Raw genomic sequence first — 16,592 nt, 5'->3', positions numbered from 1 at the left:
ATACGTACAAAGGGGTTTTTATAGACAACAAAGGAAGGGGAGATTGTTTTGGTTATTACATCTGTCGTTGTGTATATGGTGGGGATGTTATTCATCGGATATTGGGCGTATAAACGGACATCGAACTTGTCTGATTATATGTTAGGCGGACGAACGCTCGGTCCAGCCGTTACCGCATTGAGCGCGGGAGCATCGGATATGAGCGGTTGGTTGTTGCTCGGATTGCCGGGAGCGATGTATGCGCAAGGGTTAAGCGCTTCATGGATTGTGATCGGATTAGCCCTTGGAGCGTATGCGAACTGGTTATACGTTGCTCCACGTTTACGAGTATATACAGAAGTAGCGAACGATTCGATTACGATTCCATCGTTTTTAGAAAACCGTTTCGGTGATACATCGAAGTTATTGCGTCTCGTTTCTGGATTCGTCATTATGATTTTCTTTACCTTTTACGTTTCTTCTGGTCTCGTTTCTGGCGGGGTCATGTTTAAAAATTCGTTTGGCACAGATTATCATACAGGATTATGGATTGTAGCTGGTGTTGTTGTCGCATACACATTGTTCGGGGGATTTTTAGCGGTCAGTTGGACGGACTTTGTGCAAGGACTCATTATGTTTATTGCGCTTATTCTCGTGCCGGTTGTGACGCTTATGCACATTGGGGGATTAACTGAAACGACGACAACGATTCGCGATATGGATCCGAACTTGCTTGATTTGTTTAAAGGGACAAGCGTTGTCGGTATCATCTCGCTATTTGCATGGGGACTTGGCTATTTCGGTCAGCCGCACATTATTGTTCGTTTTATGGCGATTTCATCAGTGAAAGAAATGAAACAAGCGCGCCGCATCGGAATGGGCTGGATGATCTTTTCATCTGTCGGTGCGATGTTAACAGGTCTTTTTGGAATCGCTTACTTTAAACAAGCAGGCATGAAGTTGGAAGACCCAGAAACAGTATTTATTAAACTTGGGGAAATTTTATTCCATCCGCTTATTACAGGATTTTTACTTGCAGCCATTTTAGCGGCAATTATGAGTACGATTTCATCTCAATTGTTAGTGACATCTAGTTCACTAACGGAAGATTTATATAAAATTTTATTCCGTCGCTCAGCGTCTGATAAAGAGCTTGTATTTGTCGGTCGCTTATCTGTCCTACTTGTATCGATTGTTGCCTTGTTGCTCGCATACGAGCAAAATAATACCATTTTAAATCTTGTCGGTTATGCATGGGCAGGATTTGGGGCTTCATTCGGTCCTGTGATTATATTAAGCTTGTACTGGCGCCGTATGACAAAATGGGGAGCGCTTGCGGGAATGATTGCAGGAGCAACGACAGTCATCGTCTGGGCGAATTCCTCATATGCAAGCGTCATGTACGAAATGGTGCCGGGCTTTATCGCCAGCTTTGTTGCAATTGTCATTGTCAGCTTATTCACAGCTACACCTGAAAAACGTGTGACAGAGCAATTTGATACGTTTAAACGTACGATTTCATCATAAGAAAAAGGTGTCCGAACAGGGCACCTTTTTTGTGCTTGCATGACTTCGAGCAATGCTCATACAATGGGATTATATATATTTTTTGTAATTATGTGCATAGAAAGGGGAGTTGACAGTGAACACATTTGGAGCAATGATCGCATTTTTACTAGCTATTATTTTTATTTTACGGAACGTTCCGGTAGGGTATGGGATGATGTGTGGGGCGTTTATTGGCGCTTTACTTGGTGGGGCTTCGATCGATGAGGCCGTTCGTTTCATGATAGATGGTGCAAAAGAAATGATCCCTTCTATTTTGCGCATGTTAGCTGCTGGTGTGCTAGCTGGCGTATTCATGCAATCAGGGGCGGCTGTCGCGCTGGCAGAAAAACTTGTGCAAGCGTGTGGAGAAAAATATGCACTGTTTACGCTATGTTGTACAGCGATGATGTTAACGGCTTGTGGAGTGTTTGTTGATGTTGCCATTATGACAATTGCCCCTGTTGCGCTTGCAATTGCGCATCGGCTTGAGCTGTCGCGCTTTGCGATATTGCTTGCATTAATTGGTGGAGGAAAAGCAGGGAATATCATTTCCCCGAATCCGAACACGATCGCCGCAGCAGAAGCGTTTCATGTGCCGCTTTCTTCATTGATGATTGCAGGCATCGCGCCAGCAGTTGTCGCCCTTTTTGTCACGTATCAACTTGCGAAACGATGGTCTCGTGACGTCGTACATAGCGTACAAGTCGAAACAGTGAAAAAAGAAACACTTTCATGGCAAAAGGCAATCGTTGCCCCTCTTGTTGCCATTAGTCTGTTGTTGCTCCGTCCACTTTTTAGCATCGCGATTGATCCGCTCATCGCATTGCCAGCCGGTGCGCTCGTTGGCGTAGTTGTAATGAATAAAACGAATGAGCTAAACATGTTTTTGCGCGTGGGTATGGAAAAAATGAGCGATGTTGTGTTGATGCTTATAGGTACAGGAACGCTAGCCGGCGTCATAGCAAATTCATCGTTACATGAAACGTTTATGGATACGTTTCAGTCGCTCGGCCTTTCTCCATATGTCATCGCTCCGCTCGCCGGTGCATTATTATCAGGCATGACTGCATCAACAACAGCCGGTGCGGCAGTAGCGAGCCACGTATTCGGAAAAGCATTAATGGAAGCAGGCGTCTCCCCGCTCGCCGGTGCGGCGATGGTACATGCGGGCGCAACGGTGCTTGATCATTTGCCACACGGCAGTTTTTTTCATGCTACAGCAGCAAGCGTGCATATGTCACCGAAAGAGCGTCTCCAATTGCTTCCGTCTGAAACGCTCATCGGCTTAACGATTGCAGCAACATCTACGATTGTTTTTACTTTACTTTTATAAAACAATGTTCTAAATCATCAACAAATAAAATAAAAAAAGGACTTTCCATCCATATGTAGAAAAATGATATATGAAAGGGGAGTGGGGAAGTGAGAAACGTATATATTTTTGTATTTGTCTGTCTGTTCTTATTTGCACATCCTGCTTGGGCGCAAGGAGAAACGAGCATTACATTAAGCGTTGCTGGCGATGTGACGCTTGGTCGCGATGACAACTATGGCTATACATATTCGTTTGATCATGAAGCGAAAAAAAATGGTCTTGCTTTTTTTACAAAATATATTGAACCGATTTTTAAGAAAGATGATTTTACAACCGTCAATTTGGAAACAACGTTAACAAATGCAACGCAAAAAGCGGAGAAAAAGTTTCGTTTTCGAGGCGATCCGTCGTACGTTAACATTTTAACACGCGCGAGCATTGAAGGGGTCAATCTTGCCAATAATCATACGTTGGACTATGGACAAAAAGGATATATAGATACGATTGCTACGTTAAAACGAGCGAACGTCGGATATTTCGGGAACGGAATACGGCTTGTAAAGACCGTCAAAGGAGTGAAAATCGGTGCGCTCGGCTATAAAGGATGGAGCGATACGAAGGCGGTGCGACAGCAAATGGCAAACGACATAGATGCCCTACGAAAACAAGGAGTCCAAATCGTTCTCGTTCATTTCCATTGGGGTGAGGAGCGAAGCTATGTGCCAAATAGCACGCAAAAAGCGTTAGGGAAATTTGCGATCGATAGCGGAGCAGATCTTGTCGTTGGCCATCATCCGCACGTCATTCAAGGAATGGAGCAATATAAAGGAAAAATGATCGTTTATAGCTTAGGCAACTTTATGTTTGGAGGCAATAAAAATCCGAGCGATAAAGATACGTTCGTTTATCAACAAACATTTTATTTTGTTAACGGAAAAAAACAGCCGAAAACAACGATTCGCATCATTCCATTTCGCATCTCATCTGTCACGACGCGAAACAACTATCAGCCGATTCCACTTCAAGGAAAAGAAGCAAGTCGCGTAAAAACAAAAATTGTTCATCTATCAGCAAAAATTAACAAACCAACATGGCTCGTATATGAAAAATAAAGTATAATGGAAAGAAAAGGAGTTGATTTTATGTACATCGGGGACATTGTATTTCAACTCGTGATGCTCGGCACGTTGTTTGGGGTTTTTGCTGTGTTTGTTTTTGGTTCTGTATGGTTGATGCGATCTATAAAGGGAAAAAGAGGGTAAAAAGTTCGGCAGGCGCCGAACTTTTTTTACTTTACAATTAATACGGGTGCGTCTACTCGTTTAGCGACTTTATGACTCACGCTTCCTAACACCATTTCTTGTAACGTATTTAATCCGCGACTACCGACAATGACAAGATCAAAGGGATGCGCGTTTGCAAATTCAACAATCGCAGGTCCTGGTTCTCCTCTTAACAGACGAATTTCGTACGGAATGTTAGCTTCTTTCAGCAACGCTTCAGTTGAAGATAAACGTTTTTTACGCATCGCTTCGCGTTCTTCTACGTTTCCTTCTAGCAATACGTCTGTTTTCGCTGTCGTTGTGTTAATGACATACACAACAGTGACCGTTGCTTTTTGAATGTATGAACAAAGTTCAATTGCTTTTTTTGTCGCGCGTAAAGCATGTTCAGAGCCATCTGACGCAAGTAAAATGTTTTTCATTGTTTCAACCTCGCACCTATTTTTGTTCATTATATCGTCTAATGAAAGCTTTTTCAAAAAAATTTTTTGGTATCGCTTTCTTTGTTGATATGTATGCATGTATAGCCGTTTTTAAGCCGTTATAAAAGATTGAGCATGTGAACAATGTTATGTATAATCGGCTTTGTTGTGTACGGGACGCTTCTTTACGGAAGAAGCAATATAAAAAGGAAAGAGGGGTTGTATGTTTAAACATTGGAAGGAAGAATGGTTTGGAAATATAAGAGGAGATGTATTAGCTGGACTAGTCGTTGCACTTGCGCTTATTCCAGAAGCGATTGCATTCTCGATTATCGCAGGTGTCGATCCGATGGTTGGTTTATACGCTTCCTTTTGTATGGCGGTCGTCATCTCTTTCGTTGGCGGAAGACCGGGGATGATTTCTGCAGCAACGGGGGCAATGGCGCTTGTTCTTGTTAGTTTAGTCGCAGAGCACGGTTTACAATATATGCTGGCAGCTACAATTTTAACAGGTGTCATTCAAATTGTTTTAGGTTTACTTAAAATCGGGAATATATTGAAATTCATTCCTCGTCCAGTTATGATCGGATTCGTTAACGCGCTTGCTATTTTAATTTTTGCTGCTCAATTGCCACATTTCCAAGGAGAATCTTGGGTGATGTATGCACTTGTTGCGCTCGGTTTGATCATTATTTACGTTTTCCCGCGCATCACAACAGCGATCCCATCTCCGCTTGTTGCGATTATCGTCATTACAACGATCGCTTTCGTAGCTAAATTAGATGTGCGCACCGTTGGAGATATGGGGGCCATTTCTGCAACATTGCCGAGCTTTTTGATTCCGAATGTGCCATGGACTTTTGAAACGCTTATGATTATTTTTCCTTATTCATTATCTCTTGCGCTTGTTGGATTAATTGAATCTCTTTTAACGGCACAAATTGTCGACGATTTGACCGATACAGAAAGCGATAAAAATAAAGAGTCGCGCGGACAAGGAATTGCTAATATTGTGGCCGGTTTCTTTGGCGGTATGGCAGGCTGTGCGATGATTGGACAATCGGTTATTAACGTAAAATCAGGTGGGCGCGGTCGCCTTTCTACCCTCGTGGCGGGTGTGTTTTTAATGGTGCTTATTGTGGTGTTTAACCGTCTTGTTGTTGCGATTCCACTTGCGGCGCTCGTTGCCGTTATGATTATGGTGTCGATCAGTACGTTTGACTGGGGTTCGATACAACGACTCGCTAAAGTGCCAAAGGCAGATGCTTTCGTCATGATTATTACTGTTGCCACAGTGGTAATCACGCATAACTTAGCGATCGGAGTGATTGCTGGAATGATGTTAAGTGCGTTATTTTTTGCAGCAGATATGTCTAAAGTGAAGGTGACGAAAACGATAAAAGGTGACATCGTAACATATGATGTAGAAGGCACGCTCTTTTTCGCCTCCGCGAATGATTTTGTCCGTGCGTTTTGCTACAATGACGATGTGAAAAAAGTAAACATTAACTTGGCGAAGGCGCGTATTAAAGATGAAACAGGTGTGCATGCGATCGACCGCGTCGTCATAAAAATGCACCAAAACGGCATAGAAGCGAATGTCATCGGCTTAAGTGAAGCGTGCGAAACGCTTGTAAATCGCCTTGCGCTCTACAACAAGCCAGGAGGTCTTGAACAAACGATTGGACATTAAAACCGAGCGATATGCTCGGTTTTATAATGCCTTTCCGCAAGATGGACAAAAGCGAAAATCTGTTTGTACGTTTGTTCCGCAGTATGGGCAAAACTTCCCTTCTTCATGATGGGCGAAGCGAGCATTTAGCGGATCTTTTTCTTCATTTTCGTCAACGATATCGACGATGGACATCCGTTCTTTCCCTGTAGCGTTTTTATAATGATATACCGCCTGAAAAATACCGATACCAATAACGATCAATCCGAAAAAAGGAAAGATTTGTGTTCCTGCAATTGGAGATTCTTTTGTAATGGAAAAAGTCATAAACGTCCAAAATATCCCGAATAAAATGGTGGCGATACTGCCGATAAATCCTTGCATGGACGGTCCACGGCCAGGCTTTATACTTTTCATATGTATTCCCTCCAATTTGTTTGATACATCCATTATATACAAGAAATAGAGGAAGTTCATGTTGTTTTTAAATAAAAGGAGTAGAATGTATGCTAGAATGAGTATTGATGCCATAAAATATATGGTAAGCATCATGGCACAGAAGGAGGGTTTTATGATATGTCATTATCATCATTAAGGCGTGAAGCGAGGAAAGCATTGAAAGGAAAATGGGGGAGCGCGGTGCTTCTCATACTTGTTTATGCCCTTGTAACGATGGTTGTTCCTTTCGGTGTTGAGGTTGTGTTCAGTGGAGGATGGGAAGCGTGGCTTTATCAAGAAACTGTACCGGCATCTGCCTCGATTGTAAGCATGTTTGTTTCGTTTGCACTCATCCCGCTTAGTGTCGTCTTGTATTGGGTGTTTTTAGATGCGTATCGCAATGAGCCCATTCGTATCGCTCCGCTATTTACTGTTTATCAAAACGGAAAATTAGCTTTAAAGCTGATTGGTACTTCGCTTTTATTCGGGCTTTTCGTCTTTTTATGGAGTTTATTGCTCATCATCCCGGGAATTATTAAATCGTTATCTTACTCACAAACGTTCTTTTTATTAAAAGATCATCCAGAGTACAGTGCACTTCAAGCGATTAGCGAAAGTAAAAAACGAATGAAAGGGTATAAAGGAAAGTTATTTTTACTATATTTGAGCTTTATCGGTTGGGGACTTCTCTCAATGCTCACGTTTGGTATCGGATTTTTATGGCTCGTCCCATACATCTACACATCGCTTGCTGCGTTTTATGATCAATTTATTCGTACGCAAGAAGCACCGGCTGAATAAAACGAACAAGGGCGCCCTTGTTCGTTTTATTTATATTGCTGAGACAACGACACGATTTCTTCCGAGTTGTTTTGCTAGATAAAGCGCTTGATCGGCTTTCGGATAACAATGTTGGAAAGAATGAATGGCTTGAGCAATACCGAAGCTTGCGGTGATATGAATCGTATGTTCTTTGTATTGAAATGGATATTTTTCGATGTTTTCGCGCAACGTTTCGGAAAGATCTTGGGCTTTTTTGATGTTTGTTTTAGGTAAGAAAACAATAAATTCTTCCCCGCCGAGTCGTGCTGAAAGATTCGGATGTTGAAAATATTGTTTAATGATGGTAGATAAAACTTTTAGTACTTGATCTCCTGCAGGGTGACCGAAATGGTCGTTGACATGTTTAAAGAAATCAATGTCAATGATTAAGATGCTTGCGTCTTCGTGATTTGATTCATTTAAATACGTATTAACGAGATCTGCAAAGTGGGTACGGTTAAATAAACCGGTTAAGCGATCTTGGATCGCTAAAGCTTGAAGGGATGCATTTTTTTCTGCTAGTTGTTGTTGCTCTATATTTGTCAGCAGTAGTTGTTTGTAGTTTTTTGTGTAATTCCTCCAAACGATAAGGGAAGCTCCAAAACCTAATCCTTCTGGAATGACGAGATGGGTTGGAACATGTGTGATCCATTCAAATAGTGTAGGTGCGTCATGAGAAGATAGCACAATGGCGGAGGCGATAAATGTCAGTACATACATGATTACCCCGACTAGTGGAGGGATGAGAAATAGCACGCCCATTCCAATGCAACCGATCCAAAGTGCATTCATATATTGATCATGTATGCTTAGTAAAATACTAAGGAAGAGATGGAGCATGAAGTAAGCCGCTTGGATGATATATGCTTTTTTTGTTCCTTCCGATTTCTGTCTCCTTACATAATAAAACAATAGTCCGAAGCATATGTTTGTGATGATGATGAAAGGAAGTGAATCGTAACCGTAAACTATATATTGCTTGTTTTTAAGTCTCTCGATTAATGAAAGTAAAAAATATATGATCGTTATGATGGCGATCGCCCAACTTAATTTGTATAAGCGATCGATGTTCGTTTTGCTTGCGGCTTTGAGTAAACGGTCATTAAAAAATGTCATCTCTTTCATCTCCTTATGGCGATATATGTCGAGAGATGTCGATTATATTGTTAACTCATTATAACACGAGACATTGAGTCCGTGTTTTTATTTTCTGAAAAAATTTTGACGAGATGTCGCTTGATTTAAAAATAAAGCTAGTAAAATATCGAATTGTTTTGTAAAATCATTAAAAAAAGAATATTGTTTCTTTTTGTCGAACATATGCAAGGGTAGAGGTGTTTTGATTTAACGATATAACCACGTTTGTAAAATAAACAATAATAGTGACATACTATAATTGAAATGTGTTATAATAAATACGGAGAAGTTTTTGATCGAATCGATGGGATTTAGGGGGTCCAATGATGAAAACAGATGTCATTTTAATTGGTGCGGGGATTATGAGTGCGACTTTAGGGACGTTGTTAAAAGAATTGGCACCAGAGTGGGATATTGCGGTATTTGAAAGATTAGATCAACCAGCAGATGAAAGTTCGAACGAATGGAACAATGCCGGAACCGGACATGCCGCACTTTGTGAACTAAACTACACAGTGGAAAAAGTGGACGGATCAGTTGATATAAGCAAAGCGATTAAAATTAACGAACAATTTCAAGAGTCGCTACAATTTTGGTCTTATCTCGTTCAAAATAAGCACATTCGCAACCCGAAGGACTTTGTTATGCCAATCCCGCATATGAGTTTCGTGCAGGGAGAAGAAAACGTCGCGTTTTTAAGAAAGCGCTTTGAACAGATGGCTAATCATCCGTTATTTAAGGGGATGGAGTTTTCTGACGATCCGCAAAAATTGAAAGAGTGGATTCCGCTGATGATGGAAGACCGCATCGTCACAGAACCGATTGCTGCCACGCGCATGGAGTCAGGGACAGATGTGAACTTTGGGGCTTTAACGCGCATGTTATTTGAACATTTAGAACATAAGCATGTCAATTTATATTATAAACATCATGTTGAAGATATGAAACGGACAAGCGACAATTTATGGGAAGTAAAGGTGCGCAACCTCACAACCGGCGAGGTCGAAGTCCATACAGCGAAGTTCGTCTTTATCGGTGCAGGCGGCGGAAGCTTACATTTACTACAAAAATCCGGCATCCCTGAAGGAAAAGGAATCGGTGGATTCCCGGTAAGCGGACTATTTATGGTGTGCAACAATCCGGATATCATTGCCCAACATCATGCGAAAGTGTACGGAAAAGCGAAAGTTGGTGCACCGCCGATGTCTGTCCCACATTTAGATACGAGATTCATAGGCAATGAGAAAATGTTATTATTTGGACCGTTCGCTGGGTTTTCACCAAAGTTTTTAAAGAACGGTTCGATATTCGACTTAATTACGTCTGTCAAACCGCACAACGTGTTGACGATGCTTGCAGCAGGGGCGAAAAACATGGCGCTTACAAAATATTTAATTGAACAAGTCATGTTATCAAAAGAACAACGCATGGAAGAATTGCGCGAATTTATCCCGAATGCGAAAAGCGAAGATTGGGATGTTATTATCGCTGGTCAGCGCGTGCAAGTCATTAAAGATACAGAAGCAGGTGGCAAAGGAACGCTTCAATTCGGTACGGAAGTTGTTGCCGCCCATGACGGCTCCGTTGCTGCTTTACTCGGTGCATCACCAGGCGCTTCAACGGCTGTTCATGTCATGCTTGAAGTCATTGAAAAATGCTTCCCAAATGAAATGAAACAATGGGAACCAAAAATTAAAGAAATGATCCCATCATACGGTGTATCACTGATGAAAAACGAAACACTTTTACGCGACGTACAAATGCTCGCTGCTGAAACGCTTGGCCTAAAAGAAAATATGCCTCTCCAAATTGCATAAATGCGAAAGGCAGAAGTCGTCGGTGGACTTCTGTCTTTTTTGTAGCGTTCATGCACACATTTGTTATAATGAGGAAATAATTTACCTTTGTTTCGTCTTAGGTTGGACTAGGATGTTATAAACGAGGAGAAAAATATTTTTTATTTTTTAGTTGCAAAATGCAAATAATGACGTATAATAAAATCAAGAGGTGAGGAAATGGAAAATGTTCGCGAACTATTCCACACGATGACAAAACGTCTCGGGCTGTTAGACCGAAATTGCTGTACGGTTGGTGGGGTTGAATTATCGCTTGTGCAAAGCCATATTTTATACGAAATTGACCGGATGAACGAACCATCGATGCAACAAGTGGCTGATGCGTTAGCCATCGATATTACGACGTTCAGCCGGCAAATTCAAACGCTTGTCAAAATGAACTTAGTGAAAAAAACACCTTATTCCCAAGACCGCCGCGTCTATATTTTATCGTTAACGCCGGAAGGAAAATACGTCACAGCAAAAATTGACGCGGAAGTGAACGAATATTTAGGTGAAGTATTTTCACATATGAGCGAGTTTGAACGCGAAACGGTTCTTCGCTCCATTCAGTTGTTGAATGAATGCATGGCCAAATCAACAGTCTGTTGCAAACCGTTATTTTAAGGCAAGAGAAATCTTGCCTATTGCTTGAACAAATACTTGCATTTTGCAAATAAAGGGGAGAATTCATTTGGAAACGATACAATCGTTTTTCTTTTTAGCGTTAGAGCTTACGTTCCTTTTTCTTGTTATTTCGTTTTTTATTCAATTCATTGAGGGATACATCCCGTATGATCGCATGCAACAGCTGTTGGCAGAGCGCCATCCGCTCATTGGAGCAATCATTGCTGTCATGTTTGCATTTGTGACTCCATTTTGTTCATGCTCGACCATCCCGGTCGTCGTGTCGCTCTTAAACAAAAACGTTCGGTTCGGGCTTGTCATGATTTTTTTATTCGCTTCCCCTGTACTTGACCCGACGATTTTAACATTAATGACCGCATTGCTTGGCATCAAAGTAGCCGTCGTATATACATTATTGACGGCGATGCTTTCGATTCTCATCGGTTTTATGCTAGAGGCTTTTGGATTTGAACGCGCAGTCAAACGCGTGATTGTGAAAGGAAACGTGGATATCGGGAAAAAACGGACGTTGAAAGAAGCGTGGCATGAGACGCTTCATCTCATGAAAACCGTATATCCGTATTTATTGTTAGGTGCTGGCATTGGCGCATTCATCCATGGCGTTGTGCCAACGGACTGGATTTCAACCTATATGGGAGGTGATACATGGTGGCTTGTTCCGCTTGCGGCAATCATCGGCATTCCTTTGTACATCCGTCTCTCTACGATGATACCGATTTCGCAAATGCTCCTTGCAAAAGGGATGGCGCTCGGTCCGATGATGGCGCTCATGATTAGCTCCGCAGGCGCAAGCTTACCAGAGATTACACTACTGCATAGCATTTTTCATAAGAAACTCGTTTGGGCGTTCATCGCCTCGGTCATCTCGATGGCGACTTTGTCAGGATTTTTGTTTTACATCATATAAAACATGGAGGAGATTCGTATGTTTAAAAAATTGTTTGAGAAAAAAGAAAAAGGTTGTTGCGATGTGCAAATTATTGAGGTCAAAGACGACGCATGCTGCGAGGAGAAAGAGGATTGTTGTGAAGAAAAGGAAGATTGCTGCGAAGAGAAAGAGAACCAACAAACATGTTGCTAGCACCAGAGCACCAGGGGAGCCTGGTGCTTTTTGCGTGTTATACATGTGGCAGGATTTTTAGTGAGGATGACGAAGTAAGGGGGGTGTTTTTTTATTTGGGAGACATTCTTTGATTGGATTGCCGAGTAAAAAGAAACCTAAGTATAAGGAGTTGTTAAGTTTTATTTATGGGCTATATCCTAAGGAAATACAAGAGATTATAGAACGAATCAGCAATGAATGAAATTCCAGACAGTTGTATGAATGATATTTACAAGCGGTGGGTATCAAAATTACTACTGCATCGCAAACAATGGTTGATCAAATGGTATATGGAGGTGAAAGGATGAGTCGACCTTTTGTACTTTGGCTTATTTGGCAGAACGAACGTACTCGTCAGCGGTATCATGTAGGCAATTTAGTTCATCTTGAAGGGAAATATATGTTTTATTATGAGAAACACGCACAGGGAAGAGGGATTATTGAAGCATTGAAAAATGGATATCGCCTCCATATATCTTTTCCGGATATGGATAAAGTTTATGTATCTGATCGTTTGTTTGGCCCTTTTGAACGACGGTTACCCGATCGTCGTCGTCCAGATTTTCAAGAAATTCTACGGGCGCATGGCTTATCCAATGATTATACAAATATGGATTTATTGCGTGCGACTGGTGGAAGACTTGCGACTGATACGTATGAATTCGTCCCGCCTATTTATGTGTACAGAAATGAATTCGACTTTGAGTTTCACGTTGCTGGATGGGGATATTACGAAGGGGAGCGAGTACTTGACCGCTTGCAAGTGGGGGATGACGTGATGTTTCAACTAGAGCCGACAAATAAACAAGATCCAAAAGCGGTTGTCGTATTGACGAAACAAGGTGAAAAATTGGGCTACGTCCCCGCTTTTTATAGCGAATTTATGTTTCGGCTTATTGAAGAAAGTGGTGGAACATATAAAGCAAATATCCAATTTATTCACCCAAATGCTAATCCGCAGTTAAAAGTAAACGTTTATATACACGGAACGCTGACGACAACAATGAAAAAACTTCAGCGAGACATGGTGCATGATATGGAGTTAGCCGTTACGGTGTAGTAGAAAATAACGCAAAGCTTTCAGAGGATGGAACAGGCAGCTATCGTCCTTGTTGGAGATGTAGGAGTGCCACCCCGCCTGAAGCTTTGTAGAATTGAATGAATCCGTAGCGGGAGAGGCTATGGGTTTTTTGTTTGATCAACATGATTGTATCCTTCTTTAAGGGTTAGTAGTATGTATACGCCAACATCTAAATTTAAGTGATGACGTGAAAAACACTTGAAACGCCATATTAGTCTATAGAATGTAAATATATTGTATAATGATGAAGTAAATGTTATGGGACGCTTCAAATACATTAAAAAGAACCCATAGTGTCTGTTTAGAAGCGATATTCTGTCCGGCTTGTTGGGTAATGGAAGGAGGATTTCAATGGTTAAAACAGACATTGGTGAATATATCGTGGGCGGCTATTTGAAGGTGATTAAACATTGTGACTTTGTTGATTATAACGTGCGTATGCCAGGAGGCGGATTGAAAGGATTGAGCGAACTAGATGTCGTCGGGTTGGATTTTAAGACGAAGACTGCCTATCTTTGTGAAGTGACGACACATATACGCGGCTTGCTTTATGGAAATAATCAAACGACAGTGGAAAAAATTAAACAAAAACATGAGGTGCAAAAAGAATATGCAGAACTTCTACTACAGGACTTTCCGAACCGCGTGTATATGTTTTGGTCGCCATATGTACCTGAAGGGTATGTTACAACAGAGTTGCGTAAAATTGATTCATTACAACTAGTTATTAATAAAGACTACACTCGATGTATCGAAGAAATGAAAGTGTTTGCGGCCCAAAACACGAACGATCTCGGGAACCCGTTTTTGAGGATGTTGCAAATTTTGGAGCATTTACGGTGAAATCGCTCAGCCCCATTTCTGTAAATTTGCAAATTATTTGTTTTGCACATTAGCTAATTATTTCGGATTGGAATATACTTACAAAATCAGAAGCACGGGCTTTACATGGAGTGGCGGACATGTTAGGCTAGTTGCCTAGCGAAACAAGGGCTAGTGCTCGCCCTTTTCGCTAGAAAACATGTCCGCAGAGGCTCCATGTCAAGCCACCAAACGGTTTTTCTGTAAACAGAAGGGAGGAAATTTGCACAATACTCTAGATTTTTGCTGGATTAACGCGCAAAAACCCGTTTGAATTTGCAAAAAAATGGCCATTTTTTTTCCGAAATAACGTGCTAATTTACACCATTTCAAGTACAGTCGCTAACATAAATGAGCGAAGAGAAGATATGAACCATATTCTTTTGGTCGAGGTTCACTGTCACATCCATCGACAATTGAAACGGATTTACGATCAAGGAAAGAGGTCTGTGCATATGAAAAAAGACCGCTATATTTATCCGGCTATTTTCGACTATGACAGCGATGGAATATGTGTTGAGTTTCCTGATCTTCCCGGTTGCTTTACATGCGGAGATACAGAGGAAGAAGTGTTGCAAATGGAAAAAGAGGCGTTGGCATTGCACTTATACGGATTAGAACAGGAGAACGAAGTGATTCCTGGGCCTTCCAAATTGTCGGATATTCCATCAAAAAATAATAAAGTGATCGTATTCATTGAGGCATAGATGTCGCCTTTTCGGTAGAAAACCGAGCTGTAAAAAAACGTTAACAATTTCAAAATGGTTTGACGACTTAGCGCAAGAACATCATGTGAACGATTTGCAAATTTTTTAAGGGATGTTAAAAAGTGTTTGGAAGGTTATGATTGAAAAATAAAAGAGGATTATGTACAATAAACGTGAGAATGTTTGCATATAAATAAGTTAGGCAAAGCTTTCAGAGGATGGAACAGGCAGCCATCGCCCTTGTTGGAGATGTGGGAGTGCCACCCATAGCCATCAAGTTAAGAATTTGGTCCTTTGTACACTGTTAAAAATATGGTATCCTTTCTAGCGAATACTCTTCGTTAGAAAGGATTTTTTTCTATGGAAAATCAAATGCAGGTATGGATGAAAACCATCCGTCAACTCTTCTCGCCTGAGGCATTGACTCAACTTGCTCAAGAAACGGGATTTATTCAACGAAAACGAGCATTAACCGCAGAAGCGTTTTTGACTCTTTGTGCATGGGGAGATGGCTCATTGGCTCAACAATCGCTCCAACGGTTATGTACGTCCCTCACGCTCCACCATGACTGTTCCCTGTCGAGTGAAGGATTAAATCAGCGGTTTACCGAGCGAGCCGTGACGTTTTTGCGAGAAGTGTTTTTCCTTCTCCTCCATCGACAACGCCCGTTGCTTTGGTCTACCATCCAAACCTATCGGACGTGTTTTACTCGCTTGCGGATGTTGGACTCGACCAGTTTTTTAGTTCCTGCCGACTACGGGGAGGACTACCGAGGCTCCGTCTCATCAGGAGCGAAAATTCAGTTTGAATATGATTTGTTGTCTGGTGCCTGTCTTCAATTATGTGTTCAATCGGCTAATGACTCGGACGCTCGTTTTTCCTATCATGCCCAACACACGATTTTGCCGAATGACCTATGTATTCGGGATTTAGGCTTTTTCTCCGTTGGTGCACTGGCCGAGATCGACGCCCGTGGAGCGTATGATATTACTCGGCTCCGTTCCGATATGAAAGTGTATATCAAAGAGAATAGCCAGTGGAAGGAATGGGATTGGGAATCTCTTGGGAATCAATTAGAGGAAGGGGAATCAGTAGAGATGGAGCATGTATACATCGGGCATGAGCGCTTGTATATTCCACGTTTGATTTTTCGACGTCTGACGGAAGAAGAATGGCAAAAACGGATGGCGCATGTACGAAAAAAGGAAAAAAGAAAAGGGAAGGCGCTGGCACGCCAAACCCTCAAACAAAAGAAATATCACATCTTACTGACTAATTTACCACAAGAGTCGTTTGATGGGCAACAGGTTTATGAGCTTTATTCCTTACGGTGGCAAATTGAACTGTTGTTTAAGGCGTGGAAGTCCGTTTTTGATTTGGAGAAAGTCAAAAAGATGAAGAAAGAACGGTTCGAATGCCATATATATGGAACGCTAATTGCCATTTTGGTGACCCAGACGTTTCTGTTTCAAGCTCGAACATATTGGCAACAAAAGGAAGGGATTCAAATCAGCGAACGGAAAGCACTAGATGTTCTCCAATGTTATTGGCAACAACTGCTTTTGCGCGTATCCAAGGAGGAAATCAACATTTCATCTCTTCTCGCCCTATTGAGAAAACATGGAAAAAAGGATCGAAGGAAAGGGAAAGAAACAACATTAGATCTCTTGATAAAATTGGGCATTTATTAATTTTATTCATAAAAGTGCCAAATAACCCTCTCAAAGAGGGTTATTTGGCA

At 41.5% G+C, this 16,592-nt stretch carries 16 protein-coding genes; 13 read left to right on the top strand and 3 right to left on the bottom strand.

Translation table 11 applies throughout. From position 1 onward, the window contains the following. Window positions 1–48 precede the first annotated feature (48 nt). The 3 genes from putP (at window position 49) to K1I43_RS00270 (ending at window position 3,954) form a co-directional block, all read left to right on the top strand. Entirely contained in the window at window positions 49–1,506 is a 1,458-nt protein-coding gene (gene putP, locus K1I43_RS00280) for a sodium/proline symporter PutP (protein WP_019418467.1), read from the top strand. A 109-nt stretch (window positions 1,507–1,615) separates the two neighbouring features. Then, window positions 1,616–2,860 (top strand): GntP family permease, encoded by a 1,245-nt coding sequence (locus K1I43_RS00275; protein WP_019418468.1) that lies wholly within the window; start codon window positions 1,616–1,618, stop codon window positions 2,858–2,860. A gap of 104 nt (window positions 2,861–2,964) precedes the next feature. Continuing rightward, window positions 2,965–3,954 carry a CapA family protein gene (locus tag K1I43_RS00270; RefSeq protein ID WP_483297889.1) on the top strand — a complete coding sequence of 330 codons (990 nt, stop codon included), beginning with the start codon at window positions 2,965–2,967 and terminating at the stop codon, window positions 3,952–3,954. A 176-nt stretch (window positions 3,955–4,130) separates the two neighbouring features. Here the strand turns inward: K1I43_RS00270 and K1I43_RS00265 are convergent, their stop codons facing one another. Further along, complete coding sequence (locus K1I43_RS00265; RefSeq protein WP_220382585.1) at window positions 4,131–4,547, bottom strand: universal stress protein; 417 nt, start codon at window positions 4,545–4,547, stop codon at window positions 4,131–4,133. Window positions 4,548–4,770: 223 nt separating this feature from the next. Here K1I43_RS00265 and K1I43_RS00260 point away from each other — a divergent pair, with 223 nt between their 5' ends. Next, the gene (locus K1I43_RS00260) at window positions 4,771–6,240 is read left to right on the top strand and encodes a SulP family inorganic anion transporter (RefSeq protein WP_220382584.1); all 1,470 of its coding nucleotides are present in this window, start codon (window positions 4,771–4,773) and stop codon (window positions 6,238–6,240) included. A gap of 21 nt (window positions 6,241–6,261) precedes the next feature. Here K1I43_RS00260 and K1I43_RS00255 read toward each other — a convergent pair whose 3' ends face one another. Next, entirely contained in the window at window positions 6,262–6,636 is a 375-nt protein-coding gene (locus K1I43_RS00255) for a zinc ribbon domain-containing protein (protein ID WP_042894122.1), read from the bottom strand. A gap of 159 nt (window positions 6,637–6,795) precedes the next feature. Here K1I43_RS00255 and K1I43_RS00250 point away from each other — a divergent pair, with 159 nt between their 5' ends. Continuing rightward, complete coding sequence (locus K1I43_RS00250; protein ID WP_163151296.1) at window positions 6,796–7,458, top strand: DUF975 family protein; 663 nt, start codon at window positions 6,796–6,798, stop codon at window positions 7,456–7,458. A gap of 30 nt (window positions 7,459–7,488) precedes the next feature. Here K1I43_RS00250 and K1I43_RS00245 read toward each other — a convergent pair whose 3' ends face one another. Beyond that, on the bottom strand, window positions 7,489–8,595 hold the full coding sequence (locus K1I43_RS00245; protein WP_220382583.1) for a GGDEF domain-containing protein: 1,107 nt from the start codon (window positions 8,593–8,595) through the stop codon (window positions 7,489–7,491). Window positions 8,596–8,942: 347 nt separating this feature from the next. Here K1I43_RS00245 and mqo point away from each other — a divergent pair, with 347 nt between their 5' ends. From mqo to K1I43_RS00205, 8 genes are all read left to right on the top strand, one after another. Beyond that, window positions 8,943–10,433 (top strand): malate dehydrogenase (quinone), encoded by a 1,491-nt coding sequence (mqo, locus tag K1I43_RS00240; RefSeq protein WP_220382616.1) that lies wholly within the window; start codon window positions 8,943–8,945, stop codon window positions 10,431–10,433. A gap of 198 nt (window positions 10,434–10,631) precedes the next feature. After that, the gene (locus K1I43_RS00235) at window positions 10,632–11,078 is read left to right on the top strand and encodes a MarR family winged helix-turn-helix transcriptional regulator (protein ID WP_035050645.1); all 447 of its coding nucleotides are present in this window, start codon (window positions 10,632–10,634) and stop codon (window positions 11,076–11,078) included. A 67-nt stretch (window positions 11,079–11,145) separates the two neighbouring features. Beyond that, the gene (locus tag K1I43_RS00230; RefSeq protein WP_009362558.1) at window positions 11,146–12,006 is read left to right on the top strand and encodes a permease; all 861 of its coding nucleotides are present in this window, start codon (window positions 11,146–11,148) and stop codon (window positions 12,004–12,006) included. 18 nt (window positions 12,007–12,024) lie between these two features. Further along, on the top strand, window positions 12,025–12,180 hold the full coding sequence (locus K1I43_RS00225) for a hypothetical protein (RefSeq protein ID WP_220382582.1): 156 nt from the start codon (window positions 12,025–12,027) through the stop codon (window positions 12,178–12,180). A gap of 325 nt (window positions 12,181–12,505) precedes the next feature. Beyond that, entirely contained in the window at window positions 12,506–13,261 is a 756-nt protein-coding gene (locus tag K1I43_RS00220) for an HIRAN domain-containing protein (protein WP_220382581.1), read from the top strand. Window positions 13,262–13,633: 372 nt separating this feature from the next. Continuing rightward, window positions 13,634–14,125, top strand: coding sequence for a hypothetical protein (locus K1I43_RS00215; RefSeq protein ID WP_220382580.1), 492 nt, complete (start codon window positions 13,634–13,636; stop codon window positions 14,123–14,125). A 473-nt stretch (window positions 14,126–14,598) separates the two neighbouring features. Next, window positions 14,599–14,850: a type II toxin-antitoxin system HicB family antitoxin gene (locus tag K1I43_RS00210; protein ID WP_220382579.1), complete on the top strand. Its 252-nt coding sequence runs from the start codon at window positions 14,599–14,601 to the stop codon at window positions 14,848–14,850. A gap of 360 nt (window positions 14,851–15,210) precedes the next feature. Continuing rightward, entirely contained in the window at window positions 15,211–16,542 is a 1,332-nt protein-coding gene (locus tag K1I43_RS00205; protein ID WP_220382578.1) for an IS4 family transposase, read from the top strand. Window positions 16,543–16,592 lie beyond the last annotated feature (50 nt).

Source organism: Anoxybacillus sp. ST70 (genome assembly GCF_019553625.1).
GTDB classification, from domain to species: Bacteria; Bacillota; Bacilli; order Bacillales; family Anoxybacillaceae; genus Anoxybacillus; species Anoxybacillus gonensis.
Note: the sequence above shows the minus strand (reverse complement) of the source record. Positions and strands in the feature narration are given on the sequence as shown.

What these genes read in the sequence shown, in the direction of transcription:
- K1I43_RS00265 (WP_220382585.1), bottom strand. Translation starts at nt 4,547, where the DNA reads ATGAAAAACATTTTACTTGCGTCAGATGGCTCTGAACATGCTTTACGC.
- K1I43_RS00260 (WP_220382584.1), top strand. Translation starts at nt 4,771, where the DNA reads ATGTTTAAACATTGGAAGGAAGAATGGTTTGGAAATATAAGAGGAGAT.
- K1I43_RS00255 (WP_042894122.1), bottom strand. Translation starts at nt 6,636, where the DNA reads ATGAAAAGTATAAAGCCTGGCCGTGGACCGTCCATGCAAGGATTTATC.
- K1I43_RS00250 (WP_163151296.1), top strand. Translation starts at nt 6,796, where the DNA reads ATGTCATTATCATCATTAAGGCGTGAAGCGAGGAAAGCATTGAAAGGA.
- K1I43_RS00245 (WP_220382583.1), bottom strand. Translation starts at nt 8,595, where the DNA reads ATGACATTTTTTAATGACCGTTTACTCAAAGCCGCAAGCAAAACGAAC.
- mqo (WP_220382616.1), top strand. Translation starts at nt 8,943, where the DNA reads ATGAAAACAGATGTCATTTTAATTGGTGCGGGGATTATGAGTGCGACT.
- K1I43_RS00235 (WP_035050645.1), top strand. Translation starts at nt 10,632, where the DNA reads ATGGAAAATGTTCGCGAACTATTCCACACGATGACAAAACGTCTCGGG.
- K1I43_RS00225 (WP_220382582.1), top strand. Translation starts at nt 12,025, where the DNA reads ATGTTTAAAAAATTGTTTGAGAAAAAAGAAAAAGGTTGTTGCGATGTG.
- K1I43_RS00220 (WP_220382581.1), top strand. Translation starts at nt 12,506, where the DNA reads ATGAGTCGACCTTTTGTACTTTGGCTTATTTGGCAGAACGAACGTACT.
- K1I43_RS00215 (WP_220382580.1), top strand. Translation starts at nt 13,634, where the DNA reads ATGGTTAAAACAGACATTGGTGAATATATCGTGGGCGGCTATTTGAAG.
- K1I43_RS00210 (WP_220382579.1), top strand. Translation starts at nt 14,599, where the DNA reads ATGAAAAAAGACCGCTATATTTATCCGGCTATTTTCGACTATGACAGC.
- K1I43_RS00205 (WP_220382578.1), top strand. Translation starts at nt 15,211, where the DNA reads ATGGAAAATCAAATGCAGGTATGGATGAAAACCATCCGTCAACTCTTC.